Origin of the sequence: Reinekea sp. (assembly GCF_046710285.1) — a bacterium.
In the GTDB taxonomy this organism is placed as follows: domain Bacteria; phylum Pseudomonadota; class Gammaproteobacteria; order Pseudomonadales; family Natronospirillaceae; genus Reinekea.
Window position 1 is genome coordinate 17,248 of sequence record NZ_JBKEGY010000023.1, and the last position, 23,642, is coordinate 40,889.

Annotated in this window: 19 protein-coding genes and 1 other RNA gene; 12 read left to right on the forward strand and 8 right to left on the reverse strand. The window is 43.1% G+C overall.

The annotated features are described in order from the left end of the window. The first annotated feature begins 48 nt into the window (after positions 1-48). Entirely contained in the window at positions 49-1,473 is a 1,425-nt protein-coding gene (gene dbpA, locus ACI882_RS14330) for an ATP-dependent RNA helicase DbpA (RefSeq protein WP_411744989.1), read from the forward strand. Here the strand turns inward: dbpA and ACI882_RS14335 are convergent. Next, entirely contained in the window at positions 1,470-2,498 is a 1,029-nt protein-coding gene (locus tag ACI882_RS14335) for an AraC family transcriptional regulator (protein ID WP_411744988.1), read from the reverse strand. The genes dbpA and ACI882_RS14335 overlap by 4 nt on opposite strands. A gap of 116 nt (positions 2,499-2,614) precedes the next feature. On the opposite strand from ACI882_RS14335, the gene ACI882_RS14340 reads away from it, so the two are divergent. From ACI882_RS14340 to ACI882_RS14360, 5 genes are all read left to right on the forward strand, one after another. Continuing rightward, positions 2,615-4,642 carry an FAD-dependent oxidoreductase gene (locus ACI882_RS14340; RefSeq protein WP_411744987.1) on the forward strand — a complete coding sequence of 676 codons (2,028 nt, stop codon included), beginning with the start codon at positions 2,615-2,617 and terminating at the stop codon, positions 4,640-4,642. A gap of 76 nt (positions 4,643-4,718) precedes the next feature. Beyond that, positions 4,719-6,035, forward strand: a complete 1,317-nt coding sequence (locus tag ACI882_RS14345; RefSeq protein ID WP_411748518.1) for a hypothetical protein — start codon at positions 4,719-4,721, stop codon at positions 6,033-6,035. A 98-nt stretch (positions 6,036-6,133) separates the two neighbouring features. Further along, positions 6,134-6,901 (forward strand): methyltransferase domain-containing protein, encoded by a 768-nt coding sequence (locus tag ACI882_RS14350; protein WP_411745459.1) that lies wholly within the window; start codon positions 6,134-6,136, stop codon positions 6,899-6,901. Positions 6,902-6,982: 81 nt separating this feature from the next. Continuing rightward, positions 6,983-7,273 (forward strand): hypothetical protein, encoded by a 291-nt coding sequence (locus tag ACI882_RS14355; RefSeq protein WP_411745458.1) that lies wholly within the window; start codon positions 6,983-6,985, stop codon positions 7,271-7,273. A gap of 164 nt (positions 7,274-7,437) precedes the next feature. Next, entirely contained in the window at positions 7,438-8,745 is a 1,308-nt protein-coding gene (locus tag ACI882_RS14360; RefSeq protein WP_411745457.1) for a cytochrome P450, read from the forward strand. Positions 8,746-8,877: 132 nt separating this feature from the next. Here ACI882_RS14360 and acnB read toward each other — a convergent pair whose 3' ends face one another. From acnB to ACI882_RS14395, 7 genes are all read right to left on the reverse strand, one after another. After that, positions 8,878-11,463, reverse strand: a complete 2,586-nt coding sequence (acnB, locus tag ACI882_RS14365) for a bifunctional aconitate hydratase 2/2-methylisocitrate dehydratase (RefSeq protein WP_411745456.1) — start codon at positions 11,461-11,463, stop codon at positions 8,878-8,880. Between the two features lie 182 nt (positions 11,464-11,645). Then, positions 11,646-12,296: a 7-carboxy-7-deazaguanine synthase gene (gene queE / locus ACI882_RS14370; RefSeq protein WP_411745455.1), complete on the reverse strand. Its 651-nt coding sequence runs from the start codon at positions 12,294-12,296 to the stop codon at positions 11,646-11,648. Then, entirely contained in the window at positions 12,296-14,794 is a 2,499-nt protein-coding gene (locus tag ACI882_RS14375; protein ID WP_411748519.1) for an EAL domain-containing protein, read from the reverse strand. Before ACI882_RS14375 ends, queE begins: the two co-directional genes overlap by 1 nt. A gap of 123 nt (positions 14,795-14,917) precedes the next feature. Further along, positions 14,918-16,162 carry a class I SAM-dependent methyltransferase gene (locus ACI882_RS14380; RefSeq protein ID WP_411746437.1) on the reverse strand — a complete coding sequence of 415 codons (1,245 nt, stop codon included), beginning with the start codon at positions 16,160-16,162 and terminating at the stop codon, positions 14,918-14,920. 15 nt (positions 16,163-16,177) lie between these two features. Next, the gene (locus ACI882_RS14385) at positions 16,178-16,969 is read right to left on the reverse strand and encodes a DUF1365 domain-containing protein (protein WP_411746436.1); all 792 of its coding nucleotides are present in this window, start codon (positions 16,967-16,969) and stop codon (positions 16,178-16,180) included. Beyond that, on the reverse strand, positions 16,969-18,273 hold the full coding sequence (locus tag ACI882_RS14390; protein WP_411745192.1) for an NAD(P)/FAD-dependent oxidoreductase: 1,305 nt from the start codon (positions 18,271-18,273) through the stop codon (positions 16,969-16,971). The genes ACI882_RS14385 and ACI882_RS14390 overlap by 1 nt, the downstream gene beginning before the upstream one ends. Positions 18,274-18,282: 9 nt before the next feature. Beyond that, positions 18,283-18,708 carry a nuclear transport factor 2 family protein gene (locus ACI882_RS14395; RefSeq protein ID WP_411745191.1) on the reverse strand — a complete coding sequence of 142 codons (426 nt, stop codon included), beginning with the start codon at positions 18,706-18,708 and terminating at the stop codon, positions 18,283-18,285. Between the two features lie 357 nt (positions 18,709-19,065). On the opposite strand from ACI882_RS14395, the gene ffs reads away from it, so the two are divergent. The 6 genes from ffs (at position 19,066) to ACI882_RS14425 (ending at position 23,641) form a co-directional block, all read left to right on the forward strand. Further along, positions 19,066-19,162, forward strand: an RNA gene (ffs, locus tag ACI882_RS14400) — signal recognition particle sRNA small type. A gap of 131 nt (positions 19,163-19,293) precedes the next feature. Further along, positions 19,294-21,285, forward strand: coding sequence for a DNA polymerase III subunit gamma/tau (dnaX, locus tag ACI882_RS14405; protein WP_411745190.1), 1,992 nt, complete (start codon positions 19,294-19,296; stop codon positions 21,283-21,285). A gap of 3 nt (positions 21,286-21,288) precedes the next feature. Continuing rightward, entirely contained in the window at positions 21,289-21,615 is a 327-nt protein-coding gene (locus ACI882_RS14410; protein ID WP_411745189.1) for a YbaB/EbfC family nucleoid-associated protein, read from the forward strand. 8 nt (positions 21,616-21,623) lie between these two features. Further along, positions 21,624-22,241: a recombination mediator RecR gene (gene recR, locus ACI882_RS14415; RefSeq protein WP_411745188.1), complete on the forward strand. Its 618-nt coding sequence runs from the start codon at positions 21,624-21,626 to the stop codon at positions 22,239-22,241. Continuing rightward, positions 22,234-23,373: a ribonuclease D gene (gene rnd, locus ACI882_RS14420; RefSeq protein ID WP_411745187.1), complete on the forward strand. Its 1,140-nt coding sequence runs from the start codon at positions 22,234-22,236 to the stop codon at positions 23,371-23,373. Before recR ends, rnd begins: the two co-directional genes overlap by 8 nt. Then, on the forward strand, positions 23,366-23,641 hold the full coding sequence (locus tag ACI882_RS14425; protein WP_411745186.1) for a YcgL domain-containing protein: 276 nt from the start codon (positions 23,366-23,368) through the stop codon (positions 23,639-23,641). The genes rnd and ACI882_RS14425 overlap by 8 nt, the downstream gene beginning before the upstream one ends. The last annotated feature ends 1 nt before the right edge of the window (position 23,642 follow it).

Sequence of the window (23,642 nt, forward strand, 5' to 3'; positions counted from 1 at the left end):
ACCGAATACGCCACATTGATAAAACAATCGCGTAAATAGTCTGGTAAAATGCCTGCTTTATCTCCCTATTTTGCAGGCATTCCTTTGAATAAATCGTCATTCTCTTCGTTATCTCTTAAGCCCGAACTCTTCGAAAACCTTGAATCTTTGGGGTTTACCGAGATGACGCCCATTCAACAGGAAAGCTTACCGAGCGTATTGGCTGGCCGAGATGTTATTGCCCAGGGTCAAACTGGCAGTGGTAAAACGGTTGCTTTTGGCTTGGGCTTGCTTGAAAAGCTCAATGTTAAGCGTTTTCGCATTCAGTCGTTAGTATTGTGCCCAACACGTGAGCTGGCCGATCAGGTGGCGAAAGAGATTCGTCGCTTAGCGCGTACTACCCATAATATTAAAGTATTAACCTTGTGTGGCGGTATGCCCTTTGGGCCACAAGTAGGGTCATTGGAGCATGGCGCGCATATTATTGTCGGTACTCCGGGTCGCGTTGAAGAGCACGTTCGTAAAGGTACCTTGAAGCTCGAAAATGTTGAAACCTTGGTACTTGATGAAGCCGATCGTATGTTAGATATGGGCTTTCAAGAAGCGCTCGATAAAATATTAGATTACGTACCTGAATCACGTCAAACCTTGCTGTTCAGTGCCACCTTCCCAGATCAAATTAAGCGTATCGCGACTCGGGTAATGGTTGATCCTCTGATGGTTAAGGTAGAAAGCACCCATACTCATGACTCTATTGAGCAGCAATTTTATAAGGTAGAAGATTACGAGCATCGTTTAGAGGCGCTGAATTTATTGCTAAAGCGCTTTGCACCTGAATCAACGGTGGTGTTTTGTAATATGAAGCGCGATGTTGATGATGTTGCAGATTACTTAGCTTCAGAAGGCTTTTCAGCCTTAGCATTGCACGGTGATTTAGAGCAGCGTCAACGCGATCAAGTTTTGGTTCGTTTTGCTAACAAGAGTGCGTCTATTTTGGTCGCTACCGATGTTGCAGCACGCGGCCTAGATATAGATTCTTTAGATGCAGTCATTAACTTCCAACTATCACGTGACCCTGAAGTGCATGTTCACCGTATTGGCCGAACTGGCCGTGCGGGCAATAAAGGCTTGGCTATTTCTTTATTTGAAGAAAAAGAAAGCCATCGCGTTGCGCAGATGCCGTTAGATATAGACCCAATTTCAGACCCAACACCGTTGCCAGACATTAAGTTTTTAGATGAAACACCGGTAAAACCACCGATGGCGACCATTCAAATAGACGGCGGTAAAAAGCAAAAGGTTCGTCCAGGCGATATTGTTGGCGCGCTAACAGGTGGCCAAGGTATCAGTGGTGATGACATTGGTAAAATTCAAATGTTTGATAATTCTGCCTATGTTGCTGTTAAAAAATCGGCTGCTAAGCAGGCGTTAGCTAAGTTATCCGAAGGTAAGTTAAAAGGGCGTTCGTTCCGCGTTCGTCAAATTCGCGGTTAGTCTTGTCGGTTCAGTTGTTGCCGGTACTGCGTGGCGGTGCAACCGAACCAGCGTTTAAATGCCCGATGGAACGCCGTCGGGTTTGAAAACCCCACTAAAAATGAAATCTCCTCTAATGAATACTGCGGGTCTTTGGTGTAAATACTGGCCAGAGACTTTCGTGTTTCATCTATTAAGTCTTTAAAGCGTACCTGTTCTTCTTTGAGCCTTCTTCGTAATGTCCACGGCGGCATCCCTATGTTATGCGCCACTTGTTCCATTGACGGTTTTTGTGCGGTTAACAGGGGGCCTATTTCATTCATGACCTGCTCAACAAATGAATCATTAGGGTTGAGTTCATTGAAACGTTTGTCACATTCAGCTTTAACTTCTAAATAGGTGATTGGGTTGGCTCGGTGAGGAGCAGGGCTTAAGTCTTTCTTACGGTAAATGACCGAGTTTTCCGGCTGGTTAAAATATACCGGAACTTGAAAGTAATTAGCGTAAAGTGCGACATAGCTAGGCGCGGGGAATTCAAAATTGACTCGCTCTGGGGCAATGGCCTGTTGGTTTAACTCATTGATAAAGTTAAGGGTGCCACGCAATGCGAGATCGACAATAAAGTAATTATAATTATTGTATGGGCTAATGCTGTAAAACAAGAATTTAACCTGTGTTTCACTGATACTGACAGAAGAGTGACCGCGCAAGTTTTGACTGCTAAGCTTTTCGTAATAGGCAATATCAACCAATGCTTGGCTTAGGCTGCTGGCATTGGCGGCTAAATAGCCGGTCAAACCTAGCTCACTTAAGTGAATAGATTGCCCACATTTTAAGCCTAAATCAGGTTGTTCGGCTTGGCTCATGATTCTTTCACCTAAGCGCATAAAGCGCGGAATGCTTATACGGCTATAGGGCGTTTGCAGTTTGACTGGGGTGAGTAAAAACTGCTCAGCGATGACTGTGGTATTTATACCGTTATCTTCCGCTGTGTTTAGCAGGTGGTGTACGTAGCGGATAGAAATGTCACCCAGTGTGATTGTCATCTAAAGGTACTCAATTGTTAGTTGGGGGTATTGTTGCAGTATGGCAATTTGATTAATCTGGTCAACAATTACTTTTAGCTCATTTTGTATTTGATAAACATAAAAAAGGAATCCACATGGCTAACGCTCATTTCCCTCATTTATTGGCGCCTCTCGATCTAGGCTTCACCAAATTACGCAACCGCGTGTTAATGGGCTCCATGCATACGGGCCTTGAAGAACGACCACAAGGCTTTGAACGTCAGGCTGCTTACTTTAAAGCGCGTGCAGAAGGCGGAGTGGGTTTAATCGTTACAGGCGGTATTGGCCCCAATACAGAAGGTGTTGGAGTTCAAGGCGGTGCTGTTTTAGTGAACGAGAAGGAAGTCGCCCAACACAAAATAGTAACCGACGCCGTACATGAAGTTGCTGGCGCTATTATTTGTATGCAAATACTGCACACTGGCCGCTATGCCTATAATCCTAGCTTGGTTGCGCCTTCTGCAATACAAGCGCCGATAAACCCGTTCAAGCCCAAAGAACTTGATGAAGCCGGTATTCAAAAGCAAATTGACGACTTTGTTACCTGTGCCACCTTAGCGAAACAAGCTGGCTACGATGGAGTGGAAGTGATGGGCTCAGAAGGCTACTTCTTAAACCAGTTTATTTGTAAACGTACTAACCACCGAACTGACGGTTGGGGTGGCAGTTACGAAAACCGTATTAAGTTACCCATTGAAGTCGTGACTAAAATACGTGCGGCTGTTGGTGATGATTTTATTATCATTTATCGATTGTCGATGCTTGATTTAGTCGAAGAGGGTTCTACTTGGGAAGAGGTTGTTCAGCTAGGTAAGGCCATCGAAAAAGCCGGCGCAACGCTCATAAACACCGGTATTGGTTGGCATGAAGCTCGTATCCCTACGATAGCCACCAGTGTGCCACGTGCGGCTTTCGTAGAAGTGACTAAGCGAATGAAAGAGCACTTATCTATCCCATTAATTACCACTAACCGTATCAATACCCCAGAAGTGGGCGAGCAAGTCATTGCTGATGGCAATGCAGACATGGTCTCAATGGCACGGCCATTCCTAGCCGATGCCGATTTTGTTAACAAAGCGGCTGCTGGTAAGTCAGACTCCATTAATACCTGTATTGGCTGCAACCAAGCCTGTTTAGATCATGTGTTTGTTGGTGGCGAAGTTTCTTGCTTAGTTAACCCATACGCGGCTAATGAAACCAAGTTAGTTAAATCCAAAGCCGATACGCTTAAAAAAGTTGCGGTGATTGGCGCCGGACCTGCTGGTATGGCCGCAGCGGTGACTGCCGCAGAACGTGGTCATGAAGTCACCTTGTTTGAAGCCAGTGACAGCATTGGTGGCCAGTTTAAGATTGCCATGCAGATACCGGGTAAAGAAGAATTTGAAGAGACCTTACGCTACTTTTCAAACCGTTTACCGGAAGTCGGTGTGACGGTTACCTTGAACAAGCGTGTCACAGCTGATGATCTTATTGGGCAGTTTGATACGGTATTGGTTGCCACAGGCATTTCACCAAGACAGCTAGAGCTAGAAGGTGCCGATTCACCTAAAGTGATGAACTATTTAGACGTACTGCGTGATCATAAGCCAGTTGGCAAAAAAGTAGCCATTATTGGGGCTGGCGGTATTGGTTTTGACGTCGCTGAGTACCTCGTGCATGACAACCCAGAGCACACCCAGACCAAGGAAGAGTTTTTATCTGAATGGGGTGTTGATATTAACGTATCGGTGCCGGGTGGCTTAGTTAAGCCAGAAATTACGCCTCCTGCTCGAGAGGTGACTTTATTGCAGCGTAAAACGTCTAAAGTTGGCGCTAAATTAGGCAAGACGACTGGTTGGATTCATCGTACAGCACTGAAAAATAAGCTAGTCAAAATGGTACCTGGTGTCACTTATCAGAAAATTGATGAGCAAGGGCTGCATATTCTAGTCGGGGATGAGGCGCAGGTACTTGATGTCGATAATATTATTGTTTGTGCCGGGCAAGAGCCCATGCGTCAACTTGCCGATACTCTCGAAGGCAAAGGCGTTGACGTTCACCTTATTGGTGGTGCCGATGTTGCTGCAGAATTGGATGCTAAGCGTGCAATTAAGCAAGGAACTGAGGTAGCCCTCACGGTCTAAGCTATAAACCGTTCATAAACCCTAAAACTCGTGGTATGGTGCTTAACATCACTGTACTTCGAGGCTTTAGGGTTTAATGAAAAAGGTATTTCTAACACTAGTAATTGGTTTAATTGTCGCTGCAGGCGCCAGTTATTTTGGCATGCAATGGAAAATAGACAAGGCAGTTAAAGATATTGTCACCAGTATGCGTCCTTTTGTCGATGCGAGTTATGAAAGTGTTAAAATAGGCCTCGATGGTCGTATTAGCATCAATAAACTAAATTTTTATGAAGCCAGTAGTGCAACCAATATCAGTATTGGGAGTATTGGTTTAAAGACATCAAATCTCCTAGAAACCATCAAGCTTGAAAGCTCAATAAAAGCGGGCAAACTGCCTAAAGCCTTAATGATCGATATTCAAGGTCTCGATTTCGATATTCCTCGCACATTATTTAGTCAAGCAGATGCCTTTTATCCAAACAGTAAACTCAGTCAGGTGTTCGCATTAGGCTGTGGTCAAACAGAATCTTTGGGCCCCATGCAGTTTTATGATCTAGGATTCAATAGTTTGATGATGGATATTGAAACTGGCTATACCTATGAAATGTCACTTGATGAGTTTGTTACCACCTCGGTAATTTCTATCGATGGGATGGGCGCAATAGAATCAGAGCAAACTATGCTAGGAATGCTCAGTATCATGGAAAATTTCCAATCTGTCTTGAACTTTAACTACGACAACGTTAATACACAGACAATGCGTTTTAATGTTCGCGATTATGGCTTTAATAATAAACTAGTAGAGTACTGCGCGAATAAAGCAAAAGTAACAAACGATGAATGGCGTGATTTGCATGCTGATATGGTAACAACGGCTTTTGCACAATTAGATTTTAATGCCGCCTTCGATTTAAAAGAAACTTATAAAGAGTTTGTCCAGCCAGGTGTTGAAGTTGAAATTAGTTTGCAACCATTACCAGGCTTTGAGCTTTCGCAGCTTGAGTATTATACCTTACCTGACCTTATTAGTTTGTCGAACTTACAGTTTACCTTGAACGATGCCAAGCTAGATCTTACCGGTTTGAGTTACAATATTGATGGCTTTGATCAGTTAAACCTGAAAGCAGTGCGGCTAGCGCATAAAATGTCTATTGAGACTGATGAAGCCACTGCAGTGGCGACCCAATCATCTTCGGTAGAGCGTAAGCTTCTAAGTGTTCCTAAGTCTGAGCTCAGTCGATACTCCAACAGAAAGATTAATATTGAACGTACTGATGGACAGGTTTTTATTGGCACTATCACCAGTGTTCGCAATGGCCAAGTTCAAATAAGAATTCGTCAGGGCAGTGGTTATACTGACCTTCTTATTGACAGTGCGAAAATAAGGTCAGCGCGTATATACCCTGAGTAATGGCGCCGTAAGTCGGACACCTCGTTATCTGTAACGTTCGCAGCGAGGCGCGCAATGAATTAGAATGCACTTCCGCAACCGTGGCAGTGCATTTTTTTATGGCCTTTATAAGTTTTGACTCACTGGTCAATCGATTTTCTGAAAATATATATGGTACCCGTAAAGGGCGCTTACGCATGCGTTTGATCGACGCTTTATATCAGCGCTATTTACCTATTGAACTAGTCCAAGGCGGGCATGTGTTGGATGCTGCTGGTGGATTAGGGCAAATGACTACTTGGTTTAATGTACAAGGTGCTGAAAAAGTAGATTACTTTGATGTATCAGGTGAAATGGCCAATTATGTTGAAGCTCAGTGTCGAAGTGAAATAGAACAAGGTAGCGTCACAGTTCGACAAGCATCTATTATCGATTATCGACCTGATCAGCCTGTCGATGTTGTAAATATCCATGCTGTTTTAGAATGGTTAGAGAACCCAATGTCGGTTGTTGATCAATTGCAACATTGGGTGAAACCTGGCGGTTATGTCGGGCTTATGGTCTACAACAAGCACATGTTAATGCTGCGCCATTTAATGCGCGGTACCTTGTCAAAAGCGATGGCAGGGCAGTTACGCGGTGCGAAAGGTGGTTTAACGCCTATAACGGCCATAGACCCGCAGGAGGTAGAGCAAAGGCTTATTGCCTCAGGTTTTGAAATAGTGACTCAAGCGGGTATCCGTTCTTTTTCAGACCTAGCTGAAAAAACCGTTGTAGAGTGGTATGACGAAGAGGATGTTTTTGATGCTGAGCTGGAGCTTTGTGAGCAACGACCCTATTGTGATATAGCCCGCTATGTACTTTTTATTGCAAGAAAACCTAGTTGATTGTTTGCCATTAGACCATAAAGTCAAAATGAAATTTAATTAAACCCAAATATTTAGAGTGTTTCAATTCAAGGATGCCCAATGAAATTCGATTTTTATTCTATTGCCGTTTTATTGTTTGCAGTTGTTATGACCCTAGCTAAATCTGTTTTTTATGTTAAAGAAGATCATCGACTAGTATTAGTGAAGTTAGGGCAAGTTAATAAAGTAAACGGCCCAGGGCTCAACTTTGTAGCGCCTTATGTTAACGTCCCGATTATTATAAATTTAAAAAAATATTTACCCGGTTGGACGCGATTTAGTGAATCACAAATAGAAGAAAAATTAATCGCACTTATACGAGAGAATCCTGATCCAAAGTTCTATCACTGAAACAGAGATAAACGCTGTTAAGCGTTCTGAAGTAAAGGTGACCTTACCAATCTATATCGTTCTGGGACGGCTCTAAAACTAAATTGGAAAGCAGTGTTTTCTGGTATTATTTTTCATAGAATAAATTTAGCTAATGCAAAAAAATAAAAATAGGGAACGGCGACATGAAAAATTTCACAAATATACCAATTGATCCTTGGTATCAACGCTTAACACATACTCTGCAGTTTATTGCCAATGCGCCTGGTTTTTTTGAAAAGCAATCCCAGTCCCATGGCAAAACATATCGTTGTAACCTATTTGGCTTTGAGTATGTTCGAAGTGATGGGCCTGATGTAGCACAGTTGTTGTATAAAAATAGTGCTGATTCAGTGCAAACTGGCTTAGGTTGGCAACCGACGCTGGGCAGTTTTTTTCCGAATGGTCTGTTGTTAAAAGATGGTAAAAACCATATTACACATCGACGCATAATGCAGCATGGTTTTAATAAACCTGCAATGCTGAGTTATTATTCGGCTATCATAGCTTGGTCGGAATCTGTTAGCCAGGAATTAAAAGATCAAGGCGAAGTTGATTTTTTTCCATTCATTAAGGAAAGAACGCTTGATTTAGCGTTAACAATGTTTTTGGGTTTGGACTACAAAGCCGAGTTTGGCCAACAAATTGCCAAGGCCTTTAGTGATACTGTAGCAGGAACGCTCGCGATTGTGCGCAAGCCCATACTAAATAATAGATATCATCGCGGCGTTAAGGGTCGGCGTATTCTAGTTGATGCATTTACACAATTAGTTCAACAGCGTCGAGTGGAACCTAAAGATGATCTCGTTAGTTTTATGATTGCGGCTAAAGATGAGGATGGCTCCGAATTTTCAGATCAACAAATTGTTGATCACTTAATATTTACCATGATGGCGGCCCATGACACGACAGCGAGTTCTATTTCATCATTGATGTTCGAAGTTACAGAAAACCCTCATTGGCAAAGGGTTTTGCAAGAGGAATCAGACGCTGTCACCGATCTCAGCTACGATACACTTAATCAATTAGAACGTACCGAGCATATATTTAAAGAAACCATCCGTTTGAATCCACCAATCGTTACTGTACCGAGGCTTTTATCGAAGGATATTGAATTAGGGGGTTATGATATACCTGCCGGTACTCATACGGGTATAAATATCTATGCAATCATGCGCGATAAAGACTACTGGGAAAACTCAACTGAGTTTGATCCTGACCGGTTTGCGCGTAAAGAAGATAAAAATCATCCCTACCAATATATACCTTTTGGTGGTGGGGTTCATAAATGCATTGGAATGCATTTATCGGTTATGGAAGCAAAAATATTGTTAAGTACTATTTTCAAAAGCTTATCTGTAGAGCGTATTAACCCTGAGCAAAAAGTTAAAATTGCTACAGTGCCTATCTGGCACCCAAGCTCACCAGTGTATTATCGATTCATTCAACGCTAAACAATTGCTGCACCTGTGCTACTAATGGCTTTATTAGTGCCAAAGATCTAACGCTTACCGATCGAGATGGTACAGATATATTTAGCGCAAAAAAAACAGGCCGAAGCCTGTTTTTTAATCTCTAGTTGTTACCTAAGCGCGTGCAATAACGGAACTTGCTGCCGTGCTGAACTCTTCCATTTTGTCAAAGTTCAAGTAGCGGTAAACATCGCTCGCCATGCTGTCGATCTTAGTAGCGTATTCCATATATTCTGCTGGCGTTGGTAGCTTACCAATTAGGGCAGAAACTGCAGCTAGTTCAGCTGAAGCTAAGAATACGTTAGCACCATCACCTAAACGGTTAGGGAAGTTACGAGTCGAAGTAGATACCACTGTAGATTTCGCTTCAACACGTGCCTGGTTACCCATGCACAGTGAACAACCTGGCATCTCAGTACGAGCACCTGATTTACCGAAAATGCTGTAATAACCTTCTTCCATCAACTGAGCTTCATCCATCTTCGTTGGCGGAGCGATCCACAAACGGGTAGAAATTGGCTGGTTGTGTGCTTCAAGTAACTTACCGGCTGCGCGGAAGTGACCAATGTTCGTCATACAAGAACCGATGAATACTTCATCAATTTTCTCGCCTTGGACTTGCGACAATAAACGAGCATCGTCTGGGTCATTTGGTGCACAAAGAACCGGCTCTTTGATTTCGTTGAGATCAATCTCGATTATTGTATGGTATTCCGCATCTGCGTCTGCACGCATTAAACTTGGGTTTGCTAACCATTCTTCCATTGCTTTAGCACGGCGCTCAAGGGTACGGGCATCGCCGTAGCCATTTGCAATCATCCAGCGCAACATCACAACGTTTGATTTCAAGTATTCAGCAACAGAGTCTTCAGAAAGGGTAATGGTACAACCCGCAGCTGAACGTTCTGCAGAAGCATCGGACAATTCAAACGCTTGCTCAACGGTTAACTCATCTAAGCCTTCAATTTCTAAAACACGGCCAGAGAAAACGTTTTTCTTACCTTTCTTCTCAACAGTCAGGTGACCGTCTTGAATCGCTTGGTATGGAATCGCGTGAACAAGGTCACGAAGCGTGATACCTGGTTGACGTGTCCCTTTGAAACGAACCAATACAGATTCAGGCATGTCTAATGGCATAACACCCGTAGCTGCTGCGAAAGCAACTAAACCAGAACCCGCAGGGAAAGAGATACCCATTGGGAAACGAGTATGAGAGTCACCACCAGTACCTACCGTGTCTGGTAGTAACATACGGTTCAACCAAGAGTGAATAATACCGTCACCTGGGCGAAGTGAAACACCGCCACGGTTCATGATGAAATCTGGTAGAGTATGCTGAGTGTCAACGTCAACTGGCTTAGGGTAAGCCGCAGTGTGACAGAATGATTGCATTACTAGGTCAGTCGAGAAACCAAGGCAAGCTAAGTCTTTCAGTTCATCACGAGTCATCGGGCCGGTTGTATCTTGAGAGCCGACAGTCGTCATCTTTGGTTCACAATATTGGCCAGGGCGAATACCGTCTAAACCACATGCTTTACCGACCATCTTCTGTGCTAGCGTAAAACCTTTATCGCTCTCAGCGACCGCACCTGGACGTTGGAAAACCGTTGATGGCTCAAGGCCTAAGGCTTCACGGGCACGATCGGTTAAGCCACGGCCAATGATTAATGGAATACGGCCACCGGCGCGTACTTCATCAAGTAATACATTGGTTTTTAATTCAAATTCTGAAACAACTTGACCGTCGATCTCAACTTTACCCGCGTGTGGGTATAGGTCGATCACATCGCCCATGTTCATTTTATCTACGTCGAGTTCAATCGGTAGGGCGCCCGCATCTTCCATCGTATTGAAGAAGATAGGTGCAATTTTGTTACCTAGGCAGAAACCACCAAAACGCTTATTCGGCGCATTAGGGATATCTTGACCGGTATACCAAAGTACAGAGTTCGTTGCAGATTTACGTGAAGAACCGGTACCAACAACATCGCCTACCAGGGCGATAGGGTGGCCTTTTTCTTTCAACGCGTTTAATTGTGCAATTGGACCAATTTCGCCGGCTTTATCAGGTGTTAAACCATCACGCTCCATTTTGTACATCGCCAAAGCGTGTAGTGGAATGTCTGGTCGTGACCACGCGTCTTGCGCAGGAGAAAGGTCATCAGTGTTGGTTTCACCTGTTACTTTGAAAACGGTTAGGGTGATTTTTTCAGGAACTGCAGGCTTGTTGGTGAACCATTCGGCATCTGCCCAAGATTGCATAACCGATTTAGCCGCAGCGTTGCCTGCTTTGGCTTTTTCATCTACATCATGGAATGCATCAAATACTAAAAGCGTACGCTTTAGTTCTTCTGCAGCTGTTTCAGCCAGTTCGCTGTCATCTAACATAGAAACCATTGTCTCAATGTTATAGCCGCCTTGCATGGTACCTAAAATGTGTACCGCTTCGGTTTTATCAATCAACGGGCAGGTTACTTCACCTTTTGCAATAGCACTTAAGAAGCCGGCTTTGACATACGCCGCCTCATCAACACCAGGTGGTACACGATTAACTAATAAATCTTTGATAAAGGCTTCTTCGCCGGCAGGAGGATTCTTTAAAAGCTCGACTAAGGCAGTCACTTGCTCTGCATCAAGGGGTTTTGCAGGAATACCTAGATCGGCTCGTTCTTGTTCGTGTTTACGGTAAGCTTCTAGCACGGGTGTCTCTCCATAATGAGATTCAGTAAATGGTCGTTAAACCTAGTCCACCACTGAATGTAGCTGGTTTTAAACTTGGCCTGAGTGTAGTTGGTCAGAGGCAAAAAGTTAAGTGTATGGTATCGATATTTGTCATTCAGCTGGTGAATGTTGGTTTGCAATTTCATCATTTGACATTATTGTTAGTCAATATTGATAATTTTATGTGATTGTAAACTGAGTGACCAGCTAGGGTGCGCTAAACAATAGTCTATACAGGCTTTTGTTGCTGGGTGCTGTGCAGGAAATAAGGTGGCCTGTGTCCAGTCATTTATAGGGCTCAAGTAGCGATATTTGCTTTTTATCGAGTTAAATCGCTCTGGAGTGGCGCCTTCTTGTGGAAACACGAGCTTTAATTCATCGCATTCCTCTATAACTACAGTAGATGTACCCTTCGGGCTAATACATACCCAATCTAAGGTTTTAGGTAGGGGTAAAGTACCGTTTGATTCAACGGCACATTCGATATTCTGCTGATGCATTGCCTCTATTAGCTCATCGTCTAGCTGTAATCCGGGTTCACCTCCGGTAAAAACAACAAACCCCTTGCTGTCGTCTGGCCAAAACTCACGAATTTGAGTCGCTAAATCTTGTGCCGTTTTGAATTTCCCGCCGTTTTGACCGTTGGTGCCAATAAAGTCGGTATCGCAAAAGCTACAAACAGCCGTGGCGCGGTCTTGTTCGCGGCCGCTCCATAAGTTGCAGCCTGTAAAACGACAAAAAACAGCAGGCCGGCCGCTGTGGAAACCTTCGCCTTGAAGGGTATAAAACATTTCTTTTACCGAGTAAGTCATTAGGTTTCTATATCTTGTGAATCAATAGGGATAAGCTGTTCGAAATCAGCTGGCTTAAGCGGCGGGGAGTATAAATAACCCTGATAAACATGACACCCCATTTCTTGTAACATAGTTAACTGATCGGGTGTTTCAACGCCTTCAGCTACGGTTCTTAGGTTTAACTGCCTGGCCATCGCGAGAATTGTTCTAACAATGGCCGTGTCGTTTGGATCGCTTTGAATGTCGCGTACAAAAGATTGATCTACCTTGAGTACGTCTAGGGGTAATTTTTTCAAATAGTTAAGGTTTGAATAGCCGGTTCCGAAATCATCGATGGAGAAATGGACGCCTGTAGAACGTAACTCTTTCATGGCAGCAACGGTGTAATCAATATTATCAATAATCATCGATTCGGTTATTTCAAGATCGACCATATAAGGCGGGACTTCGAACGACTCTATAATATCGCTCACCACTTTTGGAAAGTCAGACATTCTGAACTGTTGTGGGCTGACGTTGATTGAAATTTTAAAAGTATCGTCAATTCGCTCTTGCATCATCCAACGTTGCGTCTGGCACAGTGCTGTTTTTAACACCATTTCGCCAACTTCAGGCATTAACTCAATATCTTCCAACAGAGGTATAAACTCTGCTGGGGATATTAAGCCTTTCACTGGGTGGTTCCAACGCAACAGTGCTTCTGCGCCAATAATTTTGTTTGTCTTCGCATTCAATTGAGGTTGATAAACCAAGTAAAACTCTCCTTCATCTAGCGCGCGGCGGCTGTCTTCTTTCAGCTCCGTCAGACGTGCAATAGATTCAGCCATTGAATCTTCGAAGAATTTAATTTGGTTTTTACCGGCTTCTTTTGCTTTGTACATGGCCATGTCAGCATGGCCAAGTAATTCTGAAGCAGATATTTGGTGGTTATTGAAAAAAGTGATCCCTAAGCTGGCACCAAGTTTCATAGTTAACCCCTGAATATTAAAGGGGTCTCGAAGTGACAACAGTAGTCTTTCGGCACGATCTTTTGCGATGACTTTTGCTTCTTCAACTGTTTTGCCTAAATCGGTCATACAAATTACAAACTCATCGCCACCCAGTCGCGCAACGGTGTCTTCTTCGCGGAACACGTCTTTTAATCGGTTTGCTATGTTGGTTAGAAGGGTGTCACCTGCAAAATGGCCTTTGGCATCATTTACTTCTTTGAAATTATCTAAATCGACAAAAATAAGTGCACCAAACTTTTGGCTTCTTTGTGAGCGCAGTAGTGCTTGCTCTAGTCGATCAATAAATAGATGACGATTAGGAAGGTTGGTCAGAGAGTCGTGATACGCCATATGTTGAATTCGTGCTTGGTGCTCCTTGCGTTCAGTTATATCAACACCCACGGTTAAAATTGCCGGAATTCCACGAAATTGAATTGCAATTTTCCGCATTTCAATTGTGATATAACCGCCATTTTTAATTTGCCAGGTTACTTCAGGCAAAAGCACAGATTGTTGAGTGGAGAACGCTTCTTCATCAGCATCGTCCATCACTTGCTTTGTACTGCTGTTGTTAGCATAAATAACGTTATCTAAATTTTTACCGAGAAGTTCTTCTGCGGAGTAGCCAAACTCCCTAACAAAAGCATTATTGACGAACAGTACGGTATTTTGCAGAGATTTCACAATAATGAGATGTGGAAGAGCTTCGATTAAAGCTTGAAGGCTGCTGAATGACTCTTCAGTGCTCTCTAAAGCTTTGGTGTTTTGATCAAATAAGGTGTGGATGAAATTAAGTTGGTTGTTAAATGCGTTAACTAACTCACCAATCTCGTCATCTTTATGATTCTGAAGATGCTTCAAGTGAATGGCTTCAGAGCTTTCGATATTTAAGCTAATGACACTTTTCTTGAGGATGCTCAGTGGCTTAATAACCAGTAAATAGAAAATACCTAAGAATAAAAATGTGATAATAAATAAACCAAAAAATATATAGGCGATTCTTAACTTAAGTTCGTCTAGGGCCGCAATGAATGGCTCATGATAGTTGTACTTTATTCTCAGCTCACCAACCGACTTGGTATTTGAAATGGAGATGTTAATATCGAGTGATTTTTCGCGGTCTTTTTCACCTAGAAGATAAGTTAAAACAGCGCTCTCTTCGGTGCTCATATCAGACTTTCGATGGGTCGACAGTACACTGCCATAATCATCAATGATTGCAACTTCTTTTATATAACCCGTTAATAACAACCCTAAAATCACTTCCTTTGCGAGGGTTTCATCAAAATTGAGGATCGCTATCTTGGCTGGGTTTCGTGAAGACATCAATAACCGGTCAAGTTCATCGTTAAGGACTATTTCTTGTTTGTTGATCTCAGAAAAAGTATCTGACACCGTTATATATATGCTGATCGTGATGGTCGTTAGAAGACAGGCAAGAGAAAGCTTCCAAATAAGATTTTGGCTTATTTTAGTTTTATAGTCTTTCAATAGGGTCAGGAATGAAATAGCGATATCAACTCTCATTTGTAGGCGTTTATTAGTAAAGCAGGAAGCAGTGGGGTTTTCCAGTATAGAACACTGCTAATTTTGCCATTTTCGCTGTACTTGATTGCTTCTGGTTGAATTATGACCTATTGGAGTTGCTTTCTATCGAACAATAGCGGTCCATTCTTTATGAAATTGGGGCTTGGTAAATACAATCTGATGAGTGCCGATGGCTTGCTCTTTAAAACCACCTTCGCAATAAGCCAAGTAATATCGCCACATCCGAAAGAAGCGTTCGTCATACTTTTCCGAAGGTAGCTTAGCGTAGTTTTCAACAAAAGCTTTATCCCAGTCGTGTAGGGTTCTAGCATAATGTAACGAAATGTCTTCAAAATGGGTCACCAGCATAGAGGTCTGTTGAGCAATATGAGTGTGTATTACTGAAACTGATGGAAGGTGGCCGCCGGGAAATATGTATTTACGAATAAAATCGACAGATTGACGATATTGCTCATATCGCTGGTCGGCAATCGTAATGCACTGCAACAATGCGACGCCCTTTGGGGTAAGCAGTTGGTCTATTTTTTTGAAGTAGCCAGGCATAAAACCATGACCAACGGCTTCGATCATCTCTATAGAGACAACTTTATCAAACTGGCCGCTTAGTTCTCGATAGTCAGTTTTTAAAAGGGTTATCTGATCTTCTAAGTTTAAAGCACGAACCCGCTCTTGCGTTAAGCTGAACTGCTCATCTGATAAGGTAGTTGTGGTAACATTGCAGCCGTAGTGCTGAGCGGCATAAATAGCCATAGCGCCCCAGCCGGTGCCTATTTCTAATAAGTGATCGGTTGGCTTTAAATCGAGCTTCTGGCATATACGTTGTAATTTGTACTGTTGCGCCTGCTCTAAGGTTGCTTCTTTGGATGGGTAAATTGCGCTTGAATACATCATGCTAGGGTCTAGAAAATTTTCAAAAAGGTCATTACCTAAATCGTAATGCGCCTTAATGTTTTTGCGTGAACCGCGCAAGCTGTTTTCTGTCACTTTGTTGGCAACACGCAGGGCAAGCTGAGTTGGCTTTTCTAACCAAGAGCGTTTCGTCGAAGATCGCGCTATATTAGCTGAAAATAATTGCGTGAGTGTCGATAAATTCGGGCTATCCCATAAGCCTTCCATGTAGGTTTCACCTGCGGCGATAGTGCCGCCAAGTAAGAATCTCGTGAAGACCTTTTTGTCATGGATATTAACACTAGCATGTGGGCCTTGATCATCTATATCACCAAATACATAAACTTGTTGATTGAATGATAAAGACAAGGAACCATGGTTAAGGTTATCTAAAATTTTCTTGCATATTTTAAAGGACAAGCCTTGAGATTCATTTTTTAGCGAGTTAGCCATGGTCATCGTTTAGATTCCTTTTTATAGCTTTTTAGGATGGCGATAAAATGGCATTTTCTTTAGCCAAAGTATTAAAGCATTCAAATAAATACCAACAGCTACTTTTACGGTGATTGCTGGAAACTGGATCAGTGTATTGCGAATATTTTTAGCATTTATTTCTGTTGGTTCTAAAGCCATAGTTGCATCGAATACTTTTATATTGTCTTTATAATTTGCTAAGTGAATGGTTTGTGTGAGTTCACTTGGCACAGTAAAGCGCCAGTCATATTGCATATCTAAGGGGTTGAATGGTGATACATGAAACTTTTTGGGCAGTACGTAGCGAAATTTCTTAGGCGAATACTCAAGAGGCGTCACCATTCCAGCTTGTGGCTCTGGTTGTGTCGATAGTAAATACTGATCTCGTTCACCCCAAGGTGTGTTGGTTATTTCTGGCATGATGGTAATTAATTGATCATGCTTATCGAAAGCGTAGTAAAAAGTCACAGGATTCATTGAAAAACCCAGAGTCTTTAAGTTTGTTAGCATGCAAACACGAGCAATTTGATTTGCTTTAACGGCTGTATTTTTTGCAATGTGGTCAATGACGGACTCTTTGAGGTTTTTGTTGTTGCCTTTAAAATAGTCTTCTCTATGAAAGCTCTGCCAGTTCCATTTATTAATAGACCACAGCTTTGATATTGCGAAAACTGTGTCAAGTTCGTCTAAATCTAAATAAAGCATGAATACTTTATATTTAAAATTATGCTCACTGGGGCTAAAGCGTCGATGCCTTACCCAGCCTGTATAAAGGCGACTATTTTTTATCATTAGGCTTCACTCATCTCTGGCTGCTTTAGAGTTTGGTGTGTTGAATCGGCCAAAGCGATGTCTGTAACCACCCGTAGGGCAGAATTTACACCATCTTCATGGAAGCCGTTAAACCAATAAGCACCGCAATAGTGAGTGCGGTTTTTATTGCCAATTTCATGATAGCGCGCTTGAGCGTTTTCTGAATCCGCTCCAAAAACAGGGTGATCGTATTGGTATCGACCAATAATTTTGTCTGGGTTAATAAGGTGCGTTCGGTTCAGCGTAACACAAAAAGTGACCGGTGCATTTTCGATGCTTTGTAATAGGTTCATATTATAAGTTAAGCTTGCTGGAGCGGTTTTGTCTGCCCCTAAATGATAATTCCAGGCCGCCCAGGCTTTTTTACGCTTTGGCAGTAAAGTTTCATCGGTATGTAAGATCACTTCATTTGAGGTATAGGGAATTGCACCTAAAATAGCCTGTTCTTCTGGGCTAGGTTTCGCCAACAATGAAAGCGCTTGGTCGCTGTGGCAGGCAAAAACGACTTCGTCAAACGGTAAGCAGTCATTATTTTCCATTATTATCTCAACGTAATCATCATGACGAGCTACCGATTTTATTTGAGCCGATGTTGTTATCTTATCTTTAAACGGTGCTGTAAGGGGTTCTAAATAAGCTTCTGAACCTCCATCTAAGGTATACCATTGAGGCCTATCTTTGACAGACAATAGGCCATGGTTTTTAAAGAAACGAATGAAAAATAAAGCAGGGAAATTGAGCATATCGGCTTCCCCACTTGACCAAATTGCTGCACCCATAGGTACAATGTATTTGGTGATAAACATTTTACCCAGTTTCTTTTGCTTAAAGTACTCTGCTAGCGACAGCGAATCAGGAATGCGGTTAGCATTATAGTCTTCGATGCTCTCTCGATTAAATTTAAGAATGTCTTTAATCATCTTGTAAAATGACGGCGACAGTAAATTTCGCCGTTGTGCAAACAAGGTATCTAAATTATGCCCGTTATACTCTAAGCCCGTCACATCATCTTTAATTGAAAAGCTCATTTCAGTTGGAATGCGCTTTAAATTTAGCGGTTCCATTAATTCATTAAAGTTTTTATAGACCCAATCGTTGTAAACAATAAAGCCAGTGTTGATGGCAAAGCTTTGCTCATTAATTTTGACGTGTTCAGTATGGGTGTGGCCACCAATAACCGCGTTTTTCTCAAAAACATGTATGTCGTGAACGGGGTGTAATTTCGCAGCCGTTGTTAAACCGGCTATACCCGAACCAATAATAGCAATTTTTTTACGTGTCATGAGGGAGCCTTACAGTTTGTTTTTTATGTAACGAATCACAGCACGAAGTACTGGAACGTGATCAAAAATCATGTGGGTGCTGTCAAAATAATCTCGGTGTGAACATATTTTGCCATCGCGGAATTTTAAGTGAGATACACCGTTGACAATAACCGGGTTTCCCTTATTAAAACTTTTGTTTAAAAAGGTCATCTCCCAGGTGACAAAACCGCCAACGTCACTGGCTTCTGTATCGCCATATTTAAATGATATGCTGTCGACGTTTTTATACAGTCGCTTAAAGTAACCTTTCAATGAATTGATAGATTGGTACTCGTGCAGCGGGTCTTGAAAGCGAATATCTTCGCTGTAGAGTTTGTCTAATAAATCACCATCAATGGTGTCTCTATTTAACGCGTTAAACGTCGTCTGCAGCCGTTCTATGATGGTGTTCATGAGCTAATGGTCCTTAAATTTTTCATTATTCTTGTTTTTATACGAGTGCATACTTAAGTTAGATCAATAAAAGCCCTAATGATTCAGTTGTTTCTGCAATTTAACTAAAAATTAACCCGCTTTAAAGTCTAAATCAGTTTCAAAAAATACAACTGTGCCGAGGTAGTGTAAAAATAGGGCGTTCATTGGCATGGATGCCAATGACGAGCCACCATGGATGGTTTTACGGCGCCCCAATTTTTGCACTACCTCGGCACAGCCACCGACTTTCTAGGGGACTAAATGCGATTAAGCAACGACGATACTGTTGCCATTTCTCTAAGAATGTGGATAATGCCGCGCTCGTTATGGTGATCTTGCCGGTCCCCTCGCAACAAGACGACGTAAACCCCGCCAGGCCCGGAAGGGAGCAACGGTAGCGTCTGATTTGTGTGCCGGGGTGTGGCTGGTAGGGTCGCCACCCAATCTCTCCTCCTAACTCTCTGTTTCTTCTGTATTTTTATCAAATTGGCTGTATCAAAGGTGGCGACAATCGTGAATCAAAGTTACGATAGGCACTTTAGTTAAGTTGATGATCAATCCCTTATGTCTTATCAGGTTTTAGCAAGGAAATGGCGTCCATCTACCTTTAAAGAGATGGTTGGCCAAGTGCACGTATTACGCGCCCTCATGAATGCACTCGACCAACAAAGATTGCACCATGCCTACTTATTCACCGGTACTCGAGGGGTCGGTAAAACCACTATTGCGCGCTTAGTCGCAAAAAGCTTAAATTGTGAAGAAGGCGTTAGCTCTAATCCTTGTGGCGTTTGTTCTGCCTGTACTGAAATTGCAGAAGGGCGCTTTGTTGACCTAATTGAGGTCGATGCGGCCAGCCGTACCAAAGTTGAAGATACCCGTGAACTGCTAGAAAACGTCCAATACGCACCAACGCGCGGACGTTTTAAAGTTTATCTTATAGACGAAGTACACATGCTCTCCACCAGCAGCTTTAACGCGCTACTAAAAACTTTAGAAGAGCCGCCAGCACACGTAAAATTTTTGCTCGCCACAACCGATCCGCAAAAATTACCGGTAACAGTTTTATCGCGCTGCTTGCAGTTCAATTTAAAAAACATGTCACGCGAGCATATTGTTCAGCATTTATCACATATTTTAGCGGTCGAAAAAGTCGGATTTGATGATGCGTCGCTCTGGTCTATTGCCGAATCTGCTCAAGGCAGTATGCGTGATGCGCTTAGTTTAACGGATCAAGCCATTGCCTTTGGAGAAGGGCAATTAAAAGAAGCTGAAGTCGCTTCTATGCTCGGCACCGTTGATTTAAAGCGGGTCTTGAAGCTCACTCAATTATTATTTGAGAAAAATATTGATGCCATTATGGCCTTGGTGCAAGAAGTGGACGATCACGCGCCCGATTATCAAGCGTTAATGACAGAGCTACTTTCAACCTTACATCGGGTTGCCATTGCGCAAGCGGCGCCAGCCGCGATAGATAACCAAAAGGGTGATCGCGATGCCTTATTGCTACTGGCACAGAACTCCGCCCCCGAAGATGTTCATCTTTATTACCAAATAGCCATAAAAGCCAAACCAGAAATGGCCATGGCGCCAAGTGAACGTGCAGGCTTTGAAATGTCATTGTTACGCATGTTGGCCTTTAGTCAAACGCCAGCCGCCAATATTGGTGAGCTGCCGACGTTAACAGCGCAGCCCGCTCAACTTACGACTGTAGCGCATGAGAACCAAGAGGCATCGCAGAGCCAAGCCCCAAAGCCTGATACGGTGGCGACGGCAGAAGAACCTGTTGCTGCTGAGCCAGAACCGGTGCCCGTTACAGAGCCAGTCATTGAGTCTGTTGCAGTAGTCGATGCAACTCCGTCAGTAGCCATCGCACCATCGCCTACAGTGACCAGAGCTGATGAGACACCGCCTTGGGAAGAAACGGCAGAGTCGACTCTCGAAGCTCAAGTACCCAGTAAAATTGAGCCGAAATTAGAAGAAGCAGTAGCGCCACCTGTTCACGATACGAATGATGTTATTGAAACTAAACCAGTAAGCCAGCCTGTTGAGGCCATTCAGCAGCTAGAGCCGAGCTCGCTTTTAAATGATAGCGCTGATGTCATATTGCCAACGCAAGAAAACCCAGCGACATGGCCAGAGACTAATTTTGATCAAGCCCCTGTATTTTGGTGGCAAGTAACTTTGCACCGCATGGGGTTGTCGGGTATGACTAAAACTGTTTTTGCCCATAGCCAATGGCAAGGCTTTGCCGAAGGCACTTTAAAAATTACCATTTCACCCAATTATAAGAAGATAATGAACGAGAGCCATTGCGAGCGTTTGTTACAAGCGATTCAAGAGTGGATCCCACAGTGCCAGTACCTGAGTTACGACTTCGGGCCAGTGGAACACACCCCGCAACGCTGGGTCGATGAAATAATATACCGCGCTAAGTCCGTTGCAAAAACCGAGTTACTGCAAGACGGTTTTGTTGCTCAGTTAATCGCTAATTACCAAGCCGAGCTCGAAGAGAGCTCAGTTGAACCTAACTTTAGTCCAATTCCGACAGGAGCCTAAGCAATGATGAAAGGTGGAATGGGTGGCTTAATGAAGCAAGCCCAACAAATGCAAGAAAAGATGCAAGCCATGCAAGAAGAAGTCGCCAATACTGAAGTAACAGGCGAATCTGGCGCAGGCTTAGTTAAAGTGCTTATGAATGGTCGGCACGATGTAAAATCGGTTACCTTAGACGATTCGCTGATGTCTGAAGACAAAGATTTACTAGAAGACTTATTAGCTGCGGCGGTAAACGATGCTGTACGTAAAGTTGAAGCGGTCAGTAAAGATAAGATGGCTTCAGTGACCGGTGGTCTCAACTTACCTCCGGGCATGAACTTACCATTCTAAGGACTTTTATGTCGTTCACGCCGTCAACAGAAAACCTAATTAAGGCCCTGCAGTTAATGCCGGGCATCGGGTTACGCTCAGCGCAACGTTTAGCATTACATCTGCTAGAACGAGCCCCTGAGGAAGCCCGCAATTTATCTGTGGCGTTAGAAACTGCTTTGGCAGCAGTGAAAAAATGTCCTACCTGTCGCACGCTCACAGAATCGGAGCAATGCGATATTTGTGCAAATACAGAACGTGAAACCTCAACCGTCTGTGTTGTTATAAGTGATGCAGACAAAGAGGGTTTAGAGTTATCAGGTCACTTTAAAGGCCGTTACTTTGTGCTACATGGTGCATTATCGCCCATCGATGGCATAGGTCCCGAGCAGCTAGGTATATGGCAATTGCTTGACCTTGTTAATGCGCCTGACAGTAAAGTCACCGAAGTTTTACTCGCCTTAGATGATCAAATGGAATCTGATGCGACTGCTTATTTTATTAGTGAGCAGTTAAAAAAGGCATCGATCGCCTGTTCGCGAGTTCGCTTTGCTCAGTTTAAAAGTGGCTCACTCGATAAAGCCGATAGCCGAGTCATCGCAGATGCGTTGGCCAATAAACAAACCATAGGCTTTGAACATGATTGAGAATTATCAATGGGTATTGGGCGATGAACAGCTAGCAGCCAGTGTAAAACAATGGTCACAAGCTAAGGTAATTGCACTTGATACCGAGTTTATCCGTACCGATACCTTCTACCCACAAATTGGTTTAATCCAAATAGGCATCGAAGAACAAACTTGGCTTATAGATCCTCTAACCATAACCAAGTGGCGACCATTTGCAGATTTATTGACAAACGCCAATATTGTTAAAGTTTTACACGCAATGTCAGAAGATGTTGAAGTCATTCAATGTGCAGTAGGTTGCAGCTTGGTAAACGTATTTGACACTCAAATTGCCGCAAGTTTGTTAGATTACCCGCAGCAAATGAGTTACGCCAAGTTAATCGAAGCATTATGCGATCAAGAACTTGCCAAAGAGGTGACTCGATCAGATTGGTTAAAACGCCCGTTAGAGACAATTCAATGTCAATACGCCGCTGCAGATGTTTATTGGTTGTTCAAGGCATACCACAAGCTTAAAGAGCGTTTAGATCAACAAGGGCGATACGAGTGGGCGCAAGAAGACAGCCAGCGTCAAGCACAACCCAATACCGTTAAACCAAGCGACTACTATCAAAAAATGCGTGGTGGCTGGAAGCTAAAAGGTGGGCGCTTGCTTACGTTGCAATTATTAGCGCAATGGCGAGAAGAGCTAGCCCGTAGCCAAGATGTTAATCGTGGCCGTATATTGCAAGATAAAGAGTTGATGGCGATTGCCGAAAAAATGCCAGCTCGCACTGCAGAATTACAGCAAAAAGTTAAACTGCCTTCACGCAAAATTCGCCTATATGGTTCCAATATAGTGACCTTTGTTCAGCAAGCTGAAAATGCCCGCAAAGATGCGTGGCCCACGCTAATAGATGGCCCATTACCAGCCGACCAGGCAGATATTTATAAAGAAATTAAAGCTAAGGTCACTGAAATTGCCGAACAGAACAACATTCCAGTTGATGCGCTGGCGCGGCGAAAGTTGCTTGAGGCTTGGGTGCGCAGTGGTTGCCGAACTGGCGAGTACAGTGTCCCTGAATTCTTTTTAGGCTGGCGCAAGCTATTTTTAGTTGAACCCATCACTGCGATACTATTAAAACAATGGCAAGGACTAGAGCATGCGTGAAGTTGTCAGTGTTTATCGGTCGAGTAAAAATGCCGAAACCTATTTATACGTAGCCAAAAAAGTCGGTGTAAAAGAATTACCGGACGCATTAAAAGAATTGTTTGGCAAGCCCATGCATGCTTTCGATATGTTGCTGACAGACGACAAAAAATTAGCGCGTGTCGATGCAAAAAAAGTACTAGAAAAAATAATAGAGCAGGGGTTTTACTTGCAAATGCCCCCGCCAAAAGAAGACTTATTAGCTGATCTTAAAAAATCGAGAGAATAGG